The sequence below is a fragment of the Curtobacterium sp. MCLR17_040 genome (genome assembly GCF_003234735.1).
Taxonomy (GTDB): Bacteria; Actinomycetota; Actinomycetes; order Actinomycetales; family Microbacteriaceae; genus Curtobacterium; species Curtobacterium flaccumfaciens.
The window spans coordinates 44,779-63,045 of sequence record NZ_QKTE01000008.1; the positions used below are offsets into that span (position 1 = coordinate 44,779).

Genomic DNA, 18,267 nt, shown 5'->3' on the forward strand with positions numbered 1-18,267 from the left:
ACTTCGCAGTGGGATACCAACGCGAAACCGTGTCGCGGTGCTACTCGGCGGCAGAGTCCCCGTCGTCGGCCATCGTGAAGTCGTCGAACGAGAAGCCCGGCGACACCAGGCAGCTCAGCAGCACCTCGCCGTCGCCCGGGATCGTCCGCTGCCACACCCCGCCGCGTACGAACGCCTGCGCGTCGTTCACCCGGTCGCGCCCGGCGTCCGGGCCGAGGGTGATCGTCGCGCCGGGCTCGGGGACGTCGCCGTCACCGCCGAGCTGCAGGTCGACGGTGTCCGGCCCGTGCCACATCCAGATCTCGTCGCTCGTGACCCGGTGCCAGGCGGAGGCCTCGCCCGGGGGCAGCAGGAAGTGGATCAGGGTGGCGGCGGGACGCTCCCCCGCGGGGGTGGTGACCGTCGCCGGCGAGGTCCAGGTGCGGACGTACCAGCCGCCCTCGGGGTGCGGTTCCATGCCGAGGGCGATCGCGCGCTTCGGCACGTCGAGCCACTCGATCAGCTCACCGGTGACGGTTCGGCGTGCGGCCATGCCGGGGTGGGGTGCGGACTCGGTCATCGTTCCTCCTGGTGCGGTGCGGGGGTGTCCGTGTGCGGGGAAGCCGGCTCGGTGACGACGCCCGCTGCGGCGCGGACGACCCCGCGGATCACGGTGGCGGCCGCCCGCCCGGCGCCGTCCTCGACGAGCTCGGCGAGCGCGTCCGGCACGGTCCGGGCGTCGACGTCGAAGACCGCCAGGTCGGCGCGCGCCCCGACGGCGAGGTGCCCGATGCGGTCCGGTCCGACGGCCAGCCCCATCGCGTGCGCACCGCCGAGGGTCGCCGCTGCGAGCAGCCGCTCGTGCAGGTCGCGGTGCCCGTAGCCCTGGGCACGAGCGATGCGGTGGAGCGCGGTGACGTCGGCCATCAGGTCGAGGGACGGCGACGACGACAGGGAGTCGGTGCCGATGGCGATCGGGCTGCCCTCGCGCAGGTAGTCCGCGACGGGCGGCGGGTCGAGGCCGATGACGGCGTTGGAGCGGGGGCACAGCGCCACCGCCGTGCCGCGGGCGCGCAGGAGCGCCCGGTCGGCGGCGGTCATGTACACGCCGTGGGCGATGTGGCAGTCCGGACCGAGCACGCCGAGGCGGTCGACGAACGCGGTCGCGCTCGCACCGAAGCCCAGGGCTCGCAGCGCCCGGAACGACGGCACGTTCGCCAGGTGCCAGTCGTTCCCGTGGCCGACGCCGTCGACCCCGTCGAGCCCGGGAACCGGACCGAGGGCGGTGCGCTCCCCCTCGAACGCCGCCTCACCGAGGTGCAGGTGCAGCCGCAGGCCGCGCTGCCGCACGATGTCGGGGAGCTCGAGCAGCGGGGCGACCTCGAGCGAGTACGGCGCGTGCGGGGACAGGCCGGCTCCGGGCGTCGTGGGGATCCGGTCGAGTTCGTCGAGCACCTGGTCGCGACCGTGCGACTGCCAGGCGTCGTTCTCCCAGTCCATCACCTCCCAGTACGCGATGCCGCCGAGCCCGGCGTCCTGCAGCGCGGTCGAGGCCTCGATGTCGGTGACGATGTCCGCGATGCTCGTGACGCCGGCCAGGATCGACGCCCGTGCACCGTCCGCGGCTTCGGCCCGCCAGTCGTGCGGTTCGGCGTAGTCGACGTTGAACGCTGCGGCCCAGTCCTCGAATCCGCTGTACTGCTGTTGGCCGACACTGGCCATGCCGGTGTACTGGAGGTGCGAGTGCGCGTTCACGAGTCCGGGCAGGAGCGCGCCACGCCACTGCCGCTCGGTGAAGGTCGCGTCGGACCCGGTGAGCTGGTCGATGACCCACGACCGGTCGCCGACGTGCAGGATCCGGCCGTCCTGCACGGCGACCGCGCCGTCCGCGATCGGTGGCGCCGTCATCGGGACGACGACGCGCGCCGAGTGCACCGTGACCGGGTGCTGTCGGGCGCTCACGCCGGGTCTCCGAAACGGTGCGTCCGGACGTCCGGCTCGCGGTCCGCCGGGTGTTCAGGGGGAAGGCCGGGAGGGCCGACGTGCGTTCCGAAGGCGGCGAGCGCCGTGCGGGCGGTCACCTCGTCGACCGCGGGGTCGATCGGCACGACGGCACGCTCCAGTTCGTCGCCGCGTTCCAGGAGCATCCGGACGGCGCCGAGCTGCACGGCGAACGACAGGTCCATGATCTCGACCGGGTTGCCCTCGGCCGCGGTGATGTTGATGCAGCCCCCGTCGTCGAGCACGATCGGCCCACCGTCGGACCCGGGGAACACGAACCGCTCGGCCTTCGGGCCCACGTCCTGGCGCTCGGCCCCGGCGGCGAGCGCGTCGTCCACGGCGATCTCCTGGTCGACCCCGCCGGCGACGGCGAGGACCGCACCGTCCGCGCAGGCACGGAGCACCTCGAGGTCGATGGTGTCCGGCACCCCGGTGGCGCTCATCACGAGGTCGGCGTCGCGCACCGCCTCGACGAGCGGGGCCACGGCGTACCCGGCGAACCGCGCCTGCAGGGCGCGGACCGGGTCGGTCTCGGCGACCGTCACCCGGAACCCGAGGGCGGTGAGCACCAGGGCGACCCCCTCGCCGACGTGCCCGAACCCGGCGACGACCGCCGCGCCTCCCGGCATCACCCGGTGGGTGCCGGACGCGAGCCCGTCGACCAGGTCGAGCACCGCGAACACCGTCGACTGCCCGGTGCCGTACCGGTTGTCGAAGAACGTCTTGGTGCGGGCGTCGTTCACCGCGATCACCGGGATGCCGAGCTCGCCGCGCGCTGCCAGCACACGCAGGGGCCGCAGGCCGCTCGTGGTCTCCTCGGCGGCGCCGAGCATCGTCGGCAGTAGGTCGGGGCGTTCCTGGTGGGCGAGCCGGATGACGTGCGAGCCGTCGTCGAGCAGGATGTGCGGCGCGGTGTCGAGCATCGCGAGGGCCAGCTGCTTCTGCTCGGGGAGCGTCGCCGTGCTGCTCGCGAACACCGTCAGGCCGGCGGACCGCAGTGCGTCGGCGACGGCGTCGTCGGTCTCGTCGGCGTGGGCGTAGACGACGACCTCGGCGCCGGCGTCACGGAGGAGCAGGCTCAGTACCGCCGTCTTGGGCTCGAGGAACATCGCGACGCCGATGCGGGTGCCGCGCAGGAGTCCACCGTCGCGGAGTTCCGCGGCGACCGACCGGGCGACCGGCATGGAACGCCGTGCCCATCGCAGGCGGGCGTCCGCTGCGGGGTCGTCCTCGGGGTCGCGGCCGGTGGAGACGAGGAAGACGTCGTCGGAGAGCATCGGGACTGCGAGGACGCCGGGGCGGGCGGGTGTGACGGGACCGAAGGCGTCCTCGTCGACGGCGGGCAGGTACCGGCCGGCGTCGATGACGACCAGCGTGGTGCCGCGCGGGCGGTCGGCGGCCTGCTCGACCGCGGGGGTCGACTCCTCGGGCGTGCCGAGGCACCAGAGCTGGTCGACGAGGTCGGACGGGTGCTGCTGATCCGACTGATCGGCCTCGTGCGCGCCGAGTGCGGTCAGCAGGTGCCGCAGCGCCGCCGCGTCACGGGCGTCACCGCCGACGATGCGGAACCGGCGGGCGGCGACGAGCAAGTTGGTCGCGGCGGCGAAGCGCCGGACGGCCGCCGAGGCCCAGGCCAGCGTCGCGGGATCGGGTGCTGGCGGCATGTGCCAATCGTAGGGCGAGCGGGGCGCGGGTCCGGCGGCGCTCCGGGAATGCCCGGGGGCACTCCGACGTACTCTCTGCACATGAGCGATGCGACGACTGCCCCCGACCACGTGACCATGTTCGGTGCCGACTGGTGCCGCGACTGCCGTCGGTCCAAGGCGCTGCTCGACACCCTCGGCGTGGACTACGAGTACGTCGACGTGGAGCAGGACCTGTCCGCGGCCGACCGTGCCGAGGCGATCAGCGGCCGGAAGAACATCCCCGTCGTGGTGCTGCCCAACGGCAAGCACTTCGTCGAGCCGTCGGACGCCGAGCTGCGGGCCGAGCTCGAGGCCTCCGGCGTCGTCTGATCGGCGTTGGCGGTTGCGACTCCACGCGCCCAGCGCCACCTCACGGGCACTGTGGCGCGTGAGGTGTCGCTGAGCGCGAGCGGTCGCCGCACCGGCACCCCCGGGCGGACATCGGATGAATCAGGCATCATGAGCGCGTGATCATCGACGCTCACCACCACCTGTGGGATCCCGCCGACCGGCCGTACCCCTGGATGGACGACTCGGTCGCTCCGATCCGCCGCCGGTTCGACGTGGACGACCTCCGCGCCGCCGCCCGGAGCACCGACGTCACCCGGACGATCGTCGTGCAGGCCGTGCACGACCCCGGCGAGACCGCCTGGCTCCTCGAGCAGCCCGAGCCGGTCGCCGGGGTCGTCGGCTGGGTGGACCTGACCGCCCCGGACGTCGTCGACCGGATCGCCGCACTGATCGCGGGGTCCGGCGGGGACCGGCCGGCCAGCACCCGCCTGGTCGGCATCCGCCACCAGGCGCACGACGAACCGGACCCGGACTGGCTCGCCCGGCCCGAGGTCGTTCGCGGGGTCCGTGCGGTGGCCGCCGCCGGCCTGGTGTTCGACGTGCTCGTCCGAGCGCGTGAGCACCGCGCCGCCCTCGCGCTGCTCGACGCCGTGCCCGAGGGATCGTTCGTCCTCGACCACGCCGGCAAACCCGACATCGCGGGCGGGGACCCCGGGTGGGCGGCCCGGATCGACGACTTCGCTACGCGTCCGAACGTGGCCTGCAAGGTGTCCGGACTGTTCACCGAGGCCGGACCGGAGTGGCGACGGCAGCCCGTCGACCGGTACGTCCGTGCGGTGGTCGAGCGGTTCGGCCCGGACCGGTCGCTGTTCGGGTCGGACTGGCCCGTCTCGACGCTCGCCACGACCTACGACGACGTGGTGCGGCGGACCACCGACGCACTGGCCGACCTGACCCCGGACGAACGGCAGTCGGTGCTGAGCGGGACGGCGGAGCGCACGTACCTGCATGGGAGGACCCTCAGCACCAGCGACCTTGTCGGCAACCCGGAGCAGACATAGGATGTCTCTGGTTGCACCGGTGCAGCCGGAGAGCGAGGAACGATGCAGTTCGCACGACTCGGCCCCGCGGGCGGCGAGATCCCCGTCGCGGTCGACACCGACGGCGAGGTCCTCGACCTCCGCCCGATCACGGCCGACATCGGCGGGGCCTTCCTGGCGTCCGACCCGGTCGCCCGCGTCCGGCACGCGCGGAGCGCCGGGGACCTCCGAGCGCTGCCCGACGCCGAGGGCCTCCGCCGCGGTGCACCGGTGGCCCGCCCCGGCAAGGTCGTCTGCATCGGCCTGAACTACCGCGACCACGCCGCCGAGACCGGCGCCGAGATCCCGACCGAGCCGATCGTGTTCATGAAGGACCCGATGACGGTGATCGGCCCGGACGACGAGGTCCTGATCCCCCGCGGCAGCGAGAAGACCGACTGGGAGATCGAACTCGCCGTCGTCATCGGGCAGACCGCCCGCTACTGCGACTCCGACGAGGCCGCGAGCGCCTGCATCGCCGGCTACGCCATCGCCAACGACGTCTCCGAACGGGCATTCCAGCTCGAGCGCGGCGGGCAGTGGGACAAGGGGAAGTCCTGCGAGACGTTCAACCCGCTCGGCCCGTGGCTGGTCACCCCCGACCAGGTCGACCCGGCGGCGCTCGCACTCCGGCTCACCGTCAACGGCGAGGTGCGGCAGGACGGCACCACGGCGGACATGATCTTCCGACCCGTCGAGATCGTCCGGTACCTGTCGCAGTTCATGGTGCTGTACCCGGGCGACGTCATCAGCACCGGCACCCCGGCCGGGGTCGCCCTGGCCGGACACGCGCCGTACCTGCAGCCCGGCGACGTGGTCGAGCTCACCGCCGACGGGCTCGGCTCGCAGCGCCAGACAGTGGGAGCAGCCTGATGACCGACACCACCGCGACCGGAATGCTCAGCACCCACGCGGGTCTCCGCGCGATCGTCACCGGCGGCGCCTCCGGCATCGGCGCGGCCATCGCGGCCGCACTGCAGGAGCGCGGCGCAGCGGTCGCCGTGCTCGACCTGCAGCCGTCCGCCGCCGAGGGACTCGTCTCCGTCACCTGCGACGTGTCGTCCGACGAGTCCGTCCGTGCCGCCGTCGCGTCGGCCGTCGACCAGCTCGGCGGTCTCGACGTGCTCGTGAACAACGCCGGCATCGGCGCCCAGGGGACGGTCGAGGACAACACCGACGACGAGTGGCGCCGCGTGTACGAGGTCAACGTCCTCGGCGCCGTGCGCCTGTCCCGCGCCGCACTCCCCCACCTCCGAGCGTCGGACAGCGCGAGCATCGTCAACACGTGCTCCGTCGCGGCCACCGCCGGGCTGCCCCAGCGGGCGCTCTACTCCGCCACGAAGGGGGCGATCTCCGCACTCACCCGCGCGATGGCCGCCGACCACGTCCGCGAGGGCATCCGCGTCAACGCCATCAACCCCGGCACCGCCGACACCCCGTGGATCGCGCGACTCCTGTCGTCCGCGGACGACCCGGCCGCCGAACGCGCCGCGCTCGAGGCACGCCAGCCGCACGGACGCCTGGTGCAGGCGGCAGAGGTCGCCGAGGCGGTCGCCTACCTGACGAGCCCGCTCGCCCGGTCGACGACGGGCGTCGAGCTGGCGGTCGACGGCGGGATGCAGGCACTCCGGCTGCGGCCGGCCTGATGGTCGCCCCGCGGCTCCGCCGCACCGGCCTGGAGGCCCGTCCCGGGTATCGTCGGGACGTCCCGTCGCGCACGCGGCCGGGTCCACAGGAGGTGGTGACGTGGCGTCGTTGACCGACGATGCGATCGCACGCATCCAGCAGATGATCGTGAGCGGCGAGCTCCAACCCGGCCAGCGCCTCCCGCCCGAGAAGGAACTGAGCGAGTCGCTCGGGCTGTCCCGAAACAGCCTCCGTGAAGCGGTGAAGGCGCTCGAGCTGATCCGCGTGCTCGACGTCCGACGCGGCGACGGCACCTACGTGACGTCGCTCGAACCGGGCGTCCTGCTCGAGGCGGTGTCGTTCGTCGTCGACATGCACCACGACCGGTCGCTCGTCGACCTGCTCGAGGTGCGCCGCATCCTGGAACCGGCGTCCGCCGTCCTGGCGACGGCCCGTGCCACGGCGCAGCAGATCGACGAACTCGCGACCCTGATGCAGTCCGTCGGCGAGGACACCGGCGTCGAGGACCTCGTCGCCCACGACCTGCTGTTCCACTCGACCATCGCGGGCATCGGCGGCAACCAGTACCTGTCCGGGCTGCTCGACGCCCTGTCGAGCAAGACGGTGCGGGTGCGGGTGTGGCGCGGACTGACGCAGAACGGGTCGGTGCAGCGCACGCTCGACGAGCACGCGGCCATCGTCGACGCCATCCGGCGCCGGGATCCGCAGCTCGTGCAGGCCCTCGTCGTGTCCCACGTCGAAGGTGTCGAGCGCTGGTTGCGGCGCTCCCTCGACTGAACCCGACAATCCTCCCAGGAACCTCGGAGTTGTGTCGGTCCTCGGCCCTGACTCCGGCAACCATGCCGCGGCAACCGCACCCACGAGGAGGACACCGTGCTCGGTCTCATCATCAGCTTGATCATCATCGGACTCATCGCCGGCGCTCTCGCCCGGCTCATCATCCCCGGCAAGCAGAACATCGGCATCCTCATGACGATCGTCCTGGGCATCGTCGGCTCGTTCGTCGGCGGGTTCCTCGGCTACCTGATCTTCAACCACGACGGGAACGACGGCTTCTTCCAGCCCGCCGGCATCATCGGCTCGATCATCGGCGCCATCATCGTGCTGTTCATCTACACGCGCGTCGCCGGCCGCGGTTCGCGCCGCTAGGCACCACGTGTTGCCGGTCCGACCGGCGCACCACCGAAGTCACCCCGAACCACGCAGTTGCGTGGTTCGGGGTGACTTTCGTCGTACGTGGCGTCACATCGCGAGCAGGCCCGCTGCACGCAGGTCGTCCCAGAGCGCCTCGGGCACGACGGCGGCGGCCCGGGCGACGTTCGAGCGCACCTGGTCGGCAGACTGCACCCCGAGCGCGATCGCCGCGACCGCCGGGGCCCGACGCGGGAACGCCAGCGCGGCCTCGGGCAGCGTGACCCCGTGGCGCTCGCAGACGTCGGCGATGGAATTCGCCCGCGCGAGCAGCTGCTCGGAGGCCTCGGCGTAGTCGTAGGTCGCACCCGCCGAAGGGCGCTCCTGCCCGAGCAGCCCCGAGTTGTAGACGCCGACCGCCACGACCGCGACGCCCAGCGACGCGCACCGGTCGACGAGCGCCGCCGCCGGTTGCTCGAGCAGGGTGTACCGCCCGGCGAGCATGACGACGTCGCAGAGCCCGGTGTCGACGGCCGCCGACAGCGCCTCGACGGAGTTCGACCCGACGCCGACCGCCCGCACGACGCCCTCGTCGCGGAGCTCGGCGAGCGTCGGCAGCGCCTGGGTCAGACCGTCGGTGAGTGAGTACACGTCCGGGTCGTGCAGGTAGGCGACGTCGACGTGGTCGAGCCCGAGGCGGCCGAGCGACTCGTCGAGCGAGCGCCGCACACCCGACGGCGACGGGTCCCACTGCCGCACGGTGTCGTCCGGCACCGCGAACCCCCCGGACGCCAGGTCGTCGCCGTCACCGCGCCCGGGCACGAGCACCCGCCCGACCTTCGTCGACACGAGGAACTCCTGCCGGGGCCGTCCGGCGAGCGCCGCCCCGAGCCGCCGTTCGGACAGGCCCAGGCCGTAGTGCGGGGCGGTGTCGAACCCGCGCACCCCGGCGTCCCACGCGGCGTCGACCGTGGCGCGGGCGTCGTCGTCGGACACCGGACGGAGCAGGTTGCCGATGCCGGCCCCGCCGAACCAGAACGGGCCACGGTCCAGGTCGAGATCGGTCACGGGTCCACCTGATCCGCGTGGTGCACCTGGTCCGCCAGCGACCAGACCCGTGGGACCCCGTCGTCGTCGCCCGAGTAGTCGTCGTCCGCCTCGAGCAGCGGGTTGATCGTCTCCTGCCACTCGGCGTTGACCGGGTCGTCGGCGAGCGCCCGGCGCATCGCCCGGTGGTCCTCGACCTCGATCAGGTGGACCAGGTCGAGCCCGTCCCGCCAGATCGTCCAGTCGTGCACGCCGGCCTCGCGCAGTCGCGCCGCGAGCGCGGGCGGGACCGAGGCGTGCACGGTGTCGTACGCCGCCTCGTTCCCGGCCCGCAGTCGTGTCCGCGTCAGGATCCGCTGCATCAGTCGCGCAGGAACAGCTCGACGACGGGCACGGCGACGTCGGGCCGCACGATCGGCAGCGTCAGGGTGAGCGTGCCGGCGGGCTGGCCGCCGAGCCCGGTGTTCTGCGCCCGGGTGCCCGGCGGGATCTCGCGGAAGTGGATCTCCGAGGCGTCGTTGAGCAGCTGCGCGTACGCCACCCGGCCGGCGAGGTCGGGCAGGTGCACGTGCTCGAACGGCCACGCGAACAGGTGCAGGTACAGGCGGTTGCCGTTCTGCGTGTAGACGGTGTTCCGCGGGGCGACGAACCGCGACGGCCCCGCCCCGTACACCGAGCGAGCGTGCTGGTGCATCCACGTCCCGATGCCGTCGAGTGTCTGCCGCGAGACCCCGTCGAACTCGCCGCGACCGGTCGGGCCGATGTTGAGCAGCATGTTCCCGTTGTTCGAGACGCCGTCGACGAGCATGCGGACGAGCAGGTCGACCGGCTTCAGGTTCAGGTTGTCGCGGTCGTAGCCCCACGAGCCGTTCAGCGTCTGGCAGGCCTCCCACGGCACCGGGACGCCGTCGACCTCCATCGGCTTGTCGGGCTGGTACTGCTCGGGGGTGACCAGGTCACCGGGGATGTCGAGCCGGTCGTTCACGATGATGCCGGGCTGCAGCCGCTTCGTCAGCGCCATGAGCTCCTCGGACCCCCACTCGTCCCGGCCCTTGCCGCCCCAGATGTCCTCGTGGTCGTTGTCCCGGTACGAGAAGTCGTAGAACAGGTAGTCGATCTGCCCGTAGTCGGTGAGCAGCTCCTCGACCTGACCGTGGAGGTACTCGCGGTAGCGCGACATGTCGCGGCCCTCGTTGAACGCCTCGATCTCCTCCGGCGAGTCGTCGCGCCGGGGGTGCACGCCGTCGACGGTGAAGTCCGGGTGGTGCCAGTCGATGAGCGAGTGGTAGAAGCCGACCCGCAGCCCTTCGGCACGGACGGCGTCGACGAACTCGCGCACGATGTCGCGACCGAACGGGGTGTTCGTGGACTTGTAGTCGGTCAGGGCGGTGTCCCACAGGCAGAAGCCCTCGTGGTGCTTCGTGGTGAGGACGACGTACTTCATCCCCGCCTGCCGTGCCCGTCGTGCCCAGTCCGCGGCGTCGAACAGGTCCGGGTCGAAGTGGTCGAAGTACTTCTGGTAGTCCTCGTCGGTGATCCGTTCGCGGTTCTTCACCCACTCGTGCCGTGCGGGCAGGGCGTACAGCCCCCAGTGGATGAACATGCCGAACCGGTCGTGGGAGAACCACGCGGGGAACCCCGCGGAGTCGGTCGCGGTCTGCGGCTCGGCAGGTGCGGTGATGGTCATGAGGCCAGTGTTCCTTTCAGTGGAGGGCGAGGGGGGACGGTCGGCGGTGTCACCGGCCGCCGAGACCGCTGGTGACGATCCCCTTGACGAGGTGCTTCTGGAGCAGGATCAGCAGGACCACCGTGGGCAGCATCGAGATCACCGAGGCCGCCATCACGAGGTTCCACTCGGAGCCCTGCTGCCCGAAGAACTGCTGCAGGCCGAGCGGGATGGTGCCACGGGCCTCGACGTCGTTGACGATGACGAGCGGCCAGAGGAACGAGTTCCAGTACGCGATGAACGAGAACACGGCGAGGACCGCCATCGTCGGTCGGGCCAGCGGGAGCATCACCGAGAAGAACGTCCGGATCGCTCCGGCACCGTCCACCCGGGCGGCGTCGTCGAGCTCCTGTGGCACGGTGAGGAAGAACTGCCGCACCAGGAACGCGCCGAGTGCCGTGAACGCCCACGGGATGATGAGCGCCTGGAACGTGTCGACCCACCCGAAGCCCTGCATCATCACGTACATCGGGATGACGAGGACGTCCTGCGGGATCATCAGCGTCGCCAGGAACAGGACGAACACCGTGTTCCGGCCGCGCCACCGCAGTCGCGAGAACGCGTAGCCGGACAGCACCGCGACGGCGACGTTGATCGCCGTGCCGGCCGCGGCGACGAAGACACCGTTCAGGATGAACCGGGCGAACGGCAGGTACGTGAACGCCTGTGCGTAGTTGCCCCACTCGATGGACGAGCCCCAGAGCGTCGGCGGGGTCGTGAACACGTCGGCCGACGGCTTCAGACTCGTCGCCACCATGTAGATGAGCGGCGAGACGAACAGCAGGGCCACCAGGCAGAGCAGCACGTAGCCCACCGCGTGGCGCACCCGGCCGGTTTGCCGGTGCGTGCGGGGCAGCGCCCGCGGGTTGATCGTCCGGTTGGACGAGGTCAGCTCACTCATAGTGCACCCACCGCTTCTGTCCGAGGAACTGGATGGCCGTGATGCCGAGGATGATGACGAACAGCACCCACGCCCCGGCCGATGCGAGTCCGAGCTGCTGGGTCTGGAACCCCGTGTTGTAGATGTACTGCACCAGGGTCTCGGTGGCGGTGCCGGGTCCGCCCTTCGTCAGCACGAACGGCTGCACGAACACCTGGAACGAGGTGATCAGGGTCATCATCGTCGCGAAGAAGATCGACGGCGAGATGAGCGGGAACTTGATCCGCCAGAACATCTGCCAGGCGTTCGCCCCGTCGAGCTGCGCAGCCTCGATCTGGTTCTCCGGCACCGAGTCGAGCGCCGCCGAGAAGATCAGCATGTTGTAGCCGAACCCCTGCCAGACGCTCATCGCGACGACGGCGAGCATGGCCCAGTTGTCGTCGGCCAGGAAGTTCGGGGCGTTCACGCCGACGGTCGACTGCAGCGTCGCGTCGATGGCACCGCCCGGCTGGTACAGCATCCGCCAGACGACGACGTTCGCGACGATCGGCGTGATGGTCGGGATGAAGAACAACACGCGGAAGACGTGCCGGTGGCGGATCTTCGGCGTGAGCCAGGCCGCGAGCCCGAGGGACACGACCAGGTTGAGCGGCACGTAGAGCACGACGAACAGCACGGTGTTCAGCGTCACGGTGCGGAAGATCGGGTCGGAGAACAGCTGCGCGTAGTTCGACAGGCCGGCCCACGAGCGTTCGCCGAGCATCGGCCAGTTCATGAAGCTCACGACGAGCGACGCGAGGATCGGGAACGCCGTGAACACGACGAGGCCGATCGAGTGCGGAGCGGCGAAGGCGGCGCCCCACCAGGAGCGGCGGCCGAGCTCGGCGTCGGCGCCGCTGTCCTTCCGGCGCGGGGCCGCGCCGGTCGCGACCGCGACCGCGGGGGCGGGCAGCGCCGCCTCGGCGGGTGGGTCCTGGATGGTGGTCATGCGACGACCTCCTCGTCGTTCGCGCGGTCCTGGTCAGGGTGGGGATCGGACGGGAGGCCCGTGGCGGGGTCGACCTCCGACTCCGCAGGCTCCGTCGGCGCGGCCCGCGCAACGCTTCGCGTCGCTCGAAGCGGGCCGCGCCCGTCCGTCAGGGGGTGACGCCCGTCACTGCGAGCCGAGCTGGCTCGCGATGGACGACATCGTCTCCTTGCCGGAGGTCTGTCCGTTCACCGCCTGCAGGGCGTACTGCGCGAAGAGCTGGTTGAGCTGGTCGCTCTGCTTGTTGCCGGGCAACGGGGTGGCGTTCTCGAGCCCGGTCTTCAGGGCGTCCTCGACCCCGTCGATGCCGGCGTTGTCGTACCAGGCCTGCTGCGCCGCGGTGCGTGCCGGGAAGGCGCGACCCTGCTCGGCGAGCGAGGTGAGCGTGGCCTCGTTCGTCATCGTGGTGATGGCCTTGAACGCCTGCTCGGGGTACTTGCACTGCTTCGAGATGCCGAAGCCCGACCCGGCGGCGAACGAGCTGGGGCCGTCCGTGCCCGAGGGGATCGTCGTGATGCCGAGGTCGAACTTGACCTTGGCCTTCTGGCTGATGATCGACCAGGGGCCGTCGCTGTACATCGCGACGTCACCGGACACGAACGCGTTGTCGTCGGTGGAACCGTCGGTGCTCGCCTGTGTGGCGTAGCCGTCCTTGACGAGGCCGCCGATCCAGTCGAGCCCCTCGGCGAACTCCGCGTTCGAGGCGTCGAGCGTGCCGTCGGCATCGATCACCCGGCCGCCGTTGTAGCCGAGGATCATCGACTCCAGGGGGATGTCCTCCACGCTCGTGCCCCAGATCGGCGTGCCCGCGGCCTTGAGCTCCTTCGCAGCGTCCTCGAACTCGTCGACCGTCCAGCCCGGCTTCGGCTCGTCGACGCCCGCCTTCTCGAAGATGTCCTTGTTGTAGAACATGACCATGGGGCCGGTGTCGTACGGCAGCCCGTAGAGCTTGCCGTCGACCTTCATGCCGTCGAGCCCGGTCTGGTCGTACTCACCCAGGTCGAGGTCGGCCTGCTTCGCCATGTCGTCGATCGGCACGAGCACGTCCGTGTAGTTCGCGGCGCGGAGCGACTGGATGCTCACGATGCAGGGTGCGGTGCCGGTGGACAGCTGGGTGCGGAGCTTGGTCCAGTAGTCGTTGAAGGGTGAGCCCTGGATCGAGACGTCCACGTCGTCGTCGGTCTTGACCGTGTCGGCGACCTTCTGCCACGCGGCCTTGTCCTCCTTCCCGGCGATCCACATGGCCCAGGTGAGGGAGTCCTTCGACTGGCCGTCGCTGGCGTTGCTGCCAGCGGAACAGCCGGTGAGCACGAGCACGGCAGCTGCTGCTGCCGCCAGCCCGGCGGTGCGTCGTCGTTGCATCGGTGTCTCCACTTCGTCGTGGTGATGGGGTGTGCGGGGAGGGGGAGTCAGGCGACCCGGACGGCGTCCGGGACGTGCGCTGCGTCGGACTCGGCCCAGACCGGGCCGTCCGGGAACGCGTGGGTGGTCAGGGTGTCGGCGAGCATCTCGGTGCCGGCGCCGGGCGTGGTCGGCGGCCAGTAGCGGCCGTCGTGGACGTCGACCGGTGTCACGAAGTGCTCGTGCAGGTGGTCGACGAACTCGATGCACCGGGTGTCGAGGTCGCCGGTCAGGGCGACCGCGTCGAACATCGACAGGTGCTGCACCGCCTCGCACAGGCCGACACCGCCGGCGTGTGGGCACACACGGACGCCGTGCTTGGCGGCGAGGAGCAGGATCGCCAGGTTCTCGTTCACCCCGGCGACCCGGGTGGCGTCGATCTGCAGCACCGACATCGACCCGGCCTGGATCAGCTGCTTCGCGATCACTCGGTTCGCCATGTGCTCCCCCGTCGCGACCGGGATCGGGGCGATGCGCCGGGCGATCTCGGCGTGGGCGAGGATGTCGTCCGGGCTCGTCGGCTCCTCGACCCACGCGACGTCGAAGGGGCGGAGCCGGTCGATCCACGCCACGGCCTCGTCGACGTCCCAGCGCTGGTTCGCGTCGATCGCGATCCGGACGTCCGGGCCGACGGTGGCGCGGGCGATGCCCATCCGTCGGACGTCCTCGTCGACGTCGCCGCCGACCTTCAGCTTGATCTGGGTGAACCCGTCGTCCACGGCTTCCCGGCACAGCCGCGCGAGCTTCTCGTCGTCGTAGCCGAGCCAGCCCGGGGTCGTCGTGTAGGCACGGTAGCCCTCACGCTCCAGGCGCGCTCGACGTTCGGCACGCATCGGTTCGGCGGCGCGGAACAGTTCGAGCGCCTCGGCCGGGGTGATCGCGTCGGTCAGGTACCGGAAGTCCACCAGGTCGACGAGCTCCTCGGGGCGCAGGTCGGCGAGCAGGGCCCACAGCGGCTGCCCCGCACGCTTCGCCCGGAGGTCCCACAGGGCGTTGACGACGGCGCCGATCGCCATGTGCATGACGCCCTTCTCCGGCCCGAGCCACCGCAGCTGCGAGTCGTGCACCATCGCGCGCCAGGTACCGCCCATGTCGGCCAGGACCGCCTCGGCATCGGCGCCGACGACGTGCCCACGGAGGGCTGCGATCGCCGACTCCTGCACCTCGTTGCCGCGGCCGATGGTGAAGACGAAGCCGGTGCCCACCAGGCCGTCGAGCGCGTCGGTGGTGAGTTCGACGTAGGCGGCGGAGTAGTCGGGTGCGGGGTTCATGGCGTCGGACCCGTCGTGCTCCCGCGAGGTCGGGAACCGGATGTCGTGCACGTGCAGACCGGTGATGCGGCTCATCTGTGTCTCCTGCCGTCCGGTCTCCGTCGACCGAACGGTGCAATCAAAACATCCGATGTCTCGTGCGTCAAGAGCCTTGTTCTTGCGGTTCTGGCGAAAGCGGTCGCCCAACCGTCCGATGACTGCGCGACCGACGGCGTGGACGCGACCACGGCCTGGAGGCGCGGTGCGGGTCCGACCCGCACCGCGCCTCCAGGCCGTGGTCGCCCCGCGCCGGGGGCGACGCGATGGTCACGCCGGTCAGGCGGTGGCGAGCCGCCCCATCTCGGCGACGACCGCGCGCAGCCGCGCAGCGAGCTCGTCGCGGGAGCCGTCCGCCGATCGGTGGGCGGACTCGATCACGGCGGCCATCACGAGGGTGGTCGCGGTCCGCGCGGTGTCCTCGTCGACGCGCTCGGCGGCGACCGCCAGCACGGTCTGCCGCGCGTGCGCCATCCACTGCATCATCGCCGGGACCATCTCGGGGCGCGCTCGGACGAGCTCCTTCATGCACCGGCGGTCCTGCGGCAGGGTGACCGTGTGCGCGACGAGGTGGCAGAGGTCGGCCACGAGCGGACCAGTAGAACCGAGGAACGCTGCGCGCGCCGTGTCCGGGACCGTCGTCGCCGGCAGTCCGAGGGCGGCCTCGGCCTTCGACGGGAAGTAGTTGAAGAACGTCCGCGGGGAGACCCCGGCGTCCGCGCAGATCTGCTCGACGGTCACCCCGGCGAGCCCGTGGTCGGTGACCAGGGCGAGTGCCGACCGGTGGATGGCGGACCGGGTCTGCTGCTTCTTGCGTTCCCGCAGGCCGCAGTCGCTCGCGACGAGGTCCTCGGTGGTGGTGGGCTGGTGCACGTGCTGCGCTCCGTCCTGCTCTCGGGTCCGTGCGACGCCGGGCCTCCGCGTCGTGTGACGGGGAGGCCCGGCGTGGTTCAGACCTGCGACCGACCGCCCTGGACGGGGATCGAACCGGTGACCGGGGCGGTGGGCGAGCCCATCGTGTCCGCGGCCCGCACGGCCTGCGCCTCGAGGTCGTCGGCGGTGCCGGCGTCGTCCGCCTGCTCCTGCAGGGCCGAGCTCTTGCGGAGCGGCGGCGCCTTGAAGAAGAAGCTCAGGACGAACGCGAGCAGGATCACCGCGAAGCCGACCCAGTAGACGGTCACGGCCGAGGCGTTGAACCCGGACATGAACGGCCGGGTCAGGGCCGAGTCCGCACCGTTGAGGTACGACGTGTCGCTCGTCTCGGCGTTCGAGTCGCTCGAGTCGTTCGCGCCCTTGTCGATCTGCTTCGACAGCTCCGGTGCGAGCTGGTCCACCCAGTAGGTGCGCTGCCCCGAGTCCGACCAGTCGACGACGAGCCGGCCGTCCTGCACGCTCGCGTGCGCCTTGTCGGCGGCGGCGGTGAGCGCCTGCTGCTGCACGGCGTCGGGAGCCCCGGCGGTGGCCTGGGTCACCTGGTCGGTGGCGGTGTCGAGGCCGGACTGCACCTGCTGCTGGAGCGGGGTGACGATCGGGTTCCAGATCTGGTCCATGACGCCCTGGTTCGCCTTCGCGCTGGCGATCTCCGGGTCGAGCGCCGCACTGAGGGCGGGCTTCAGGTTCGACTCGTCCGCTGTGGCGTGCAGGATGTTCGTCGGCATGAGCGAGAACAGGACGGACAGCAGGACGGCGGTGCCGAGCGTGCCACCGATCTGGCGGAAGAACGTGGCGGACGACGTCGCCACACCCATGTCACGCGGCTCCACCGAGTTCTGGGAGGCCAGGGTGATGCTCTGCATGAGCTGGCCGAGCCCGAGGCCGATCAGGAACATGCCGATCATCAGGAACCACAGCGGCTTGTCGATCGTCATGAACGTCAGGACGACGTAGCCGAGCGACACCAGGGCCGTGCCGATGACCGGGAAGATCCGGTAGCGGCCGGTGCGCGCCACGATCTGCCCCGAGGCGATCGAGGCGATCATCAGGCCACCGATCATCGGCAGCGTCGCGAAGCCGGACTCGGTCGGCGTCAGGCCGGTGACGATCTGCAGGTACAGCGGGATGGTGAGCATCGCGCCGAACATCGCGAAGCCGACCAGGAAGCCCAGGATGGTCGCCATCGAGAACGTGCTCGAGCGGAAGAGCTTGAGCGGGATGATCGCGTCGTCCTGCATGCGGGTCTCGATCACCAGGAAGGCGACGAGGCCGAGCGCACCGATGACGTAGCAGGCGATCGCGCTGGCCGAACCCCAGCCCCACGTGCGGCCCTGCTCCGCGACGAGGAGCAGCGGCGCGAGCGTGACGATGACCGAGGTCGCGCCCCACCAGTCGATGCGCGGCTTGGCCTTGGCCTCGCCGAACTTCGGCAGGTGCAGGAACGCGATCACCATGAGGAGCGCGGCGACGCCGATCGGCACGTTGATCAGGAAGACCCAGCGCCACCCGGTGATGCCGACGATCGAGCTCGCACCGGCGAACAGGCCGCCGATCAGCGGGCCGATCACGGACGAGATGCCGAAGACCGCCAGGAAGTACCCCTGGTACTTCGCACGCTCACGGGGCGCGAGGATGTCGCCCATGATCGCCAGCGGCAGCGACATCAGCGCACCGGCACCGATGCCCTGGAACGCGCGGAAGGCGGCGAGCATGGTCATCGACGTCGACAGGGTCGAGAGCAGCGATCCGAGGATGAAGACGGCGATGCCGAAGATGTAGAGCGGGCGACGGCCGAAGACGTCGGAGAGCTTGCCGTAGATCGGCGTCGTGATGGTCGACGCGATCAGGTAGGCCGTCGTGACCCACGCCTGCTGGTCGAGGCCGTGCAGGTCATCACCGATCGTGCGGATCGCGGTGCCGACGATGGTCTGGTCGAGGGACGACAGGAACATGCCCGCCATCAGGCCGTAGATGACGAGCAGGATCTGGCGGTGCGACATGATCGGCTTGCCCGGCGTGCTCGCCGGGGAGTCCTGTCGTCCGCGCGACACCTCGACGGGTGCGGTGGCAGTGGACATGCGGAGTTCCTCACAGGGGATGTGGCGTGGTGGTCGTCGGCCTGGTCGGGACCCC

Annotated in this window: 18 protein-coding genes; 6 read left to right on the forward strand and 12 right to left on the reverse strand. The window is 71.1% G+C overall.

Going from position 1 to position 18,267, the window contains the following annotated elements:
- Positions 1-40: 40 nt before the first annotated feature.
- The 3 genes from DEJ01_RS09030 to DEJ01_RS09040 are packed head-to-tail and all read right to left on the reverse strand — an operon-like array spanning position 41 to position 3,644.
- On the reverse strand, positions 41-559 hold the full coding sequence (locus tag DEJ01_RS09030; protein ID WP_258375669.1) for a cupin domain-containing protein: 519 nt from the start codon (positions 557-559) through the stop codon (positions 41-43).
- On the reverse strand, positions 556-1,941 hold the full coding sequence (locus tag DEJ01_RS09035; RefSeq protein ID WP_258375670.1) for an amidohydrolase family protein: 1,386 nt from the start codon (positions 1,939-1,941) through the stop codon (positions 556-558). Before DEJ01_RS09035 ends, DEJ01_RS09030 begins: the two co-directional genes overlap by 4 nt.
- A complete protein-coding gene (locus DEJ01_RS09040) occupies positions 1,938-3,644 on the reverse strand; it encodes an adenosylhomocysteinase (protein ID WP_111092773.1) in 1,707 nt (568 codons plus the stop codon). The genes DEJ01_RS09035 and DEJ01_RS09040 overlap by 4 nt, the downstream gene beginning before the upstream one ends.
- Positions 3,645-3,725: 81 nt before the next feature.
- On the opposite strand from DEJ01_RS09040, the gene DEJ01_RS09045 reads away from it, so the two are divergent.
- From DEJ01_RS09045 to DEJ01_RS09070, 6 genes are all read left to right on the forward strand, one after another.
- Positions 3,726-3,995: a glutaredoxin domain-containing protein gene (locus DEJ01_RS09045; protein ID WP_111092774.1), complete on the forward strand. Its 270-nt coding sequence runs from the start codon at positions 3,726-3,728 to the stop codon at positions 3,993-3,995.
- A 137-nt stretch (positions 3,996-4,132) separates the two neighbouring features.
- A complete protein-coding gene (locus DEJ01_RS09050; protein ID WP_111092775.1) occupies positions 4,133-5,017 on the forward strand; it encodes an amidohydrolase in 885 nt (294 codons plus the stop codon).
- Between the two features lie 42 nt (positions 5,018-5,059).
- The gene (locus DEJ01_RS09055; RefSeq protein ID WP_111092776.1) at positions 5,060-5,908 is read left to right on the forward strand and encodes a fumarylacetoacetate hydrolase family protein; all 849 of its coding nucleotides are present in this window, start codon (positions 5,060-5,062) and stop codon (positions 5,906-5,908) included.
- Positions 5,908-6,681, forward strand: coding sequence for an SDR family NAD(P)-dependent oxidoreductase (locus tag DEJ01_RS09060; protein WP_258375671.1), 774 nt, complete (start codon positions 5,908-5,910; stop codon positions 6,679-6,681). The genes DEJ01_RS09055 and DEJ01_RS09060 overlap by 1 nt, the downstream gene beginning before the upstream one ends.
- Before the next feature lie 100 nt (positions 6,682-6,781).
- The gene (locus DEJ01_RS09065; RefSeq protein WP_111092777.1) at positions 6,782-7,459 is read left to right on the forward strand and encodes a FadR/GntR family transcriptional regulator; all 678 of its coding nucleotides are present in this window, start codon (positions 6,782-6,784) and stop codon (positions 7,457-7,459) included.
- A 96-nt stretch (positions 7,460-7,555) separates the two neighbouring features.
- A complete protein-coding gene (locus DEJ01_RS09070) occupies positions 7,556-7,831 on the forward strand; it encodes a GlsB/YeaQ/YmgE family stress response membrane protein (RefSeq protein WP_110865416.1) in 276 nt (91 codons plus the stop codon).
- A gap of 93 nt (positions 7,832-7,924) precedes the next feature.
- On the opposite strand, the gene DEJ01_RS09075 is transcribed toward DEJ01_RS09070, so the two are convergent.
- The 9 genes from DEJ01_RS09075 to DEJ01_RS09115 all read right to left on the reverse strand — a co-directional run bounded on the left by DEJ01_RS09075 (position 7,925) and on the right by DEJ01_RS09115 (position 18,212).
- Positions 7,925-8,881: an aldo/keto reductase gene (locus tag DEJ01_RS09075; protein ID WP_111092778.1), complete on the reverse strand. Its 957-nt coding sequence runs from the start codon at positions 8,879-8,881 to the stop codon at positions 7,925-7,927.
- Positions 8,878-9,222, reverse strand: coding sequence for an L-rhamnose mutarotase (locus tag DEJ01_RS09080; RefSeq protein WP_110865414.1), 345 nt, complete (start codon positions 9,220-9,222; stop codon positions 8,878-8,880). Before DEJ01_RS09080 ends, DEJ01_RS09075 begins: the two co-directional genes overlap by 4 nt.
- Complete coding sequence (locus tag DEJ01_RS09085) at positions 9,222-10,547, reverse strand: alpha-L-fucosidase (RefSeq protein WP_111030695.1); 1,326 nt, start codon at positions 10,545-10,547, stop codon at positions 9,222-9,224. Before DEJ01_RS09085 ends, DEJ01_RS09080 begins: the two co-directional genes overlap by 1 nt.
- 49 nt (positions 10,548-10,596) lie before the next feature.
- Complete coding sequence (locus tag DEJ01_RS09090) at positions 10,597-11,487, reverse strand: carbohydrate ABC transporter permease (RefSeq protein WP_111092779.1); 891 nt, start codon at positions 11,485-11,487, stop codon at positions 10,597-10,599.
- Positions 11,480-12,454: a carbohydrate ABC transporter permease gene (locus tag DEJ01_RS09095; protein WP_111032368.1), complete on the reverse strand. Its 975-nt coding sequence runs from the start codon at positions 12,452-12,454 to the stop codon at positions 11,480-11,482. The genes DEJ01_RS09090 and DEJ01_RS09095 overlap by 8 nt, the downstream gene beginning before the upstream one ends.
- A 165-nt stretch (positions 12,455-12,619) precedes the next feature.
- On the reverse strand, positions 12,620-13,855 hold the full coding sequence (locus DEJ01_RS09100; protein WP_258373916.1) for a sugar ABC transporter substrate-binding protein: 1,236 nt from the start codon (positions 13,853-13,855) through the stop codon (positions 12,620-12,622).
- A gap of 47 nt (positions 13,856-13,902) precedes the next feature.
- Positions 13,903-15,240, reverse strand: coding sequence for an enolase C-terminal domain-like protein (locus tag DEJ01_RS09105; protein WP_111046988.1), 1,338 nt, complete (start codon positions 15,238-15,240; stop codon positions 13,903-13,905).
- A 240-nt stretch (positions 15,241-15,480) separates the two neighbouring features.
- The gene (locus DEJ01_RS09110) at positions 15,481-16,074 is read right to left on the reverse strand and encodes a TetR/AcrR family transcriptional regulator (RefSeq protein WP_111092780.1); all 594 of its coding nucleotides are present in this window, start codon (positions 16,072-16,074) and stop codon (positions 15,481-15,483) included.
- 77 nt (positions 16,075-16,151) lie between these two features.
- Complete coding sequence (locus tag DEJ01_RS09115) at positions 16,152-18,212, reverse strand: MDR family MFS transporter (protein ID WP_111092781.1); 2,061 nt, start codon at positions 18,210-18,212, stop codon at positions 16,152-16,154.
- Positions 18,213-18,267 lie beyond the last annotated feature (55 nt).

Coding starts and splice junctions, on each gene's coding strand:
- DEJ01_RS09030 (WP_258375669.1), bottom strand. CDS start 559: ATGACCGAGTCCGCACCCCACCCCGGCATGGCCGCACGCCGAACCGTC.
- DEJ01_RS09040 (WP_111092773.1), bottom strand. CDS start 3,644: ATGCCGCCAGCACCCGATCCCGCGACGCTGGCCTGGGCCTCGGCGGCC.
- DEJ01_RS09045 (WP_111092774.1), top strand. CDS start 3,726: ATGAGCGATGCGACGACTGCCCCCGACCACGTGACCATGTTCGGTGCC.
- DEJ01_RS09055 (WP_111092776.1), top strand. CDS start 5,060: ATGCAGTTCGCACGACTCGGCCCCGCGGGCGGCGAGATCCCCGTCGCG.
- DEJ01_RS09060 (WP_258375671.1), top strand. CDS start 5,908: ATGACCGACACCACCGCGACCGGAATGCTCAGCACCCACGCGGGTCTC.
- DEJ01_RS09080 (WP_110865414.1), bottom strand. CDS start 9,222: ATGCAGCGGATCCTGACGCGGACACGACTGCGGGCCGGGAACGAGGCG.
- DEJ01_RS09085 (WP_111030695.1), bottom strand. CDS start 10,547: ATGACCATCACCGCACCTGCCGAGCCGCAGACCGCGACCGACTCCGCG.
- DEJ01_RS09090 (WP_111092779.1), bottom strand. CDS start 11,487: ATGAGTGAGCTGACCTCGTCCAACCGGACGATCAACCCGCGGGCGCTG.
- DEJ01_RS09095 (WP_111032368.1), bottom strand. CDS start 12,454: ATGACCACCATCCAGGACCCACCCGCCGAGGCGGCGCTGCCCGCCCCC.
- DEJ01_RS09100 (WP_258373916.1), bottom strand. CDS start 13,855: ATGCAACGACGACGCACCGCCGGGCTGGCGGCAGCAGCAGCTGCCGTG.
- DEJ01_RS09105 (WP_111046988.1), bottom strand. CDS start 15,240: ATGAGCCGCATCACCGGTCTGCACGTGCACGACATCCGGTTCCCGACC.
- DEJ01_RS09115 (WP_111092781.1), bottom strand. CDS start 18,212: ATGTCCACTGCCACCGCACCCGTCGAGGTGTCGCGCGGACGACAGGAC.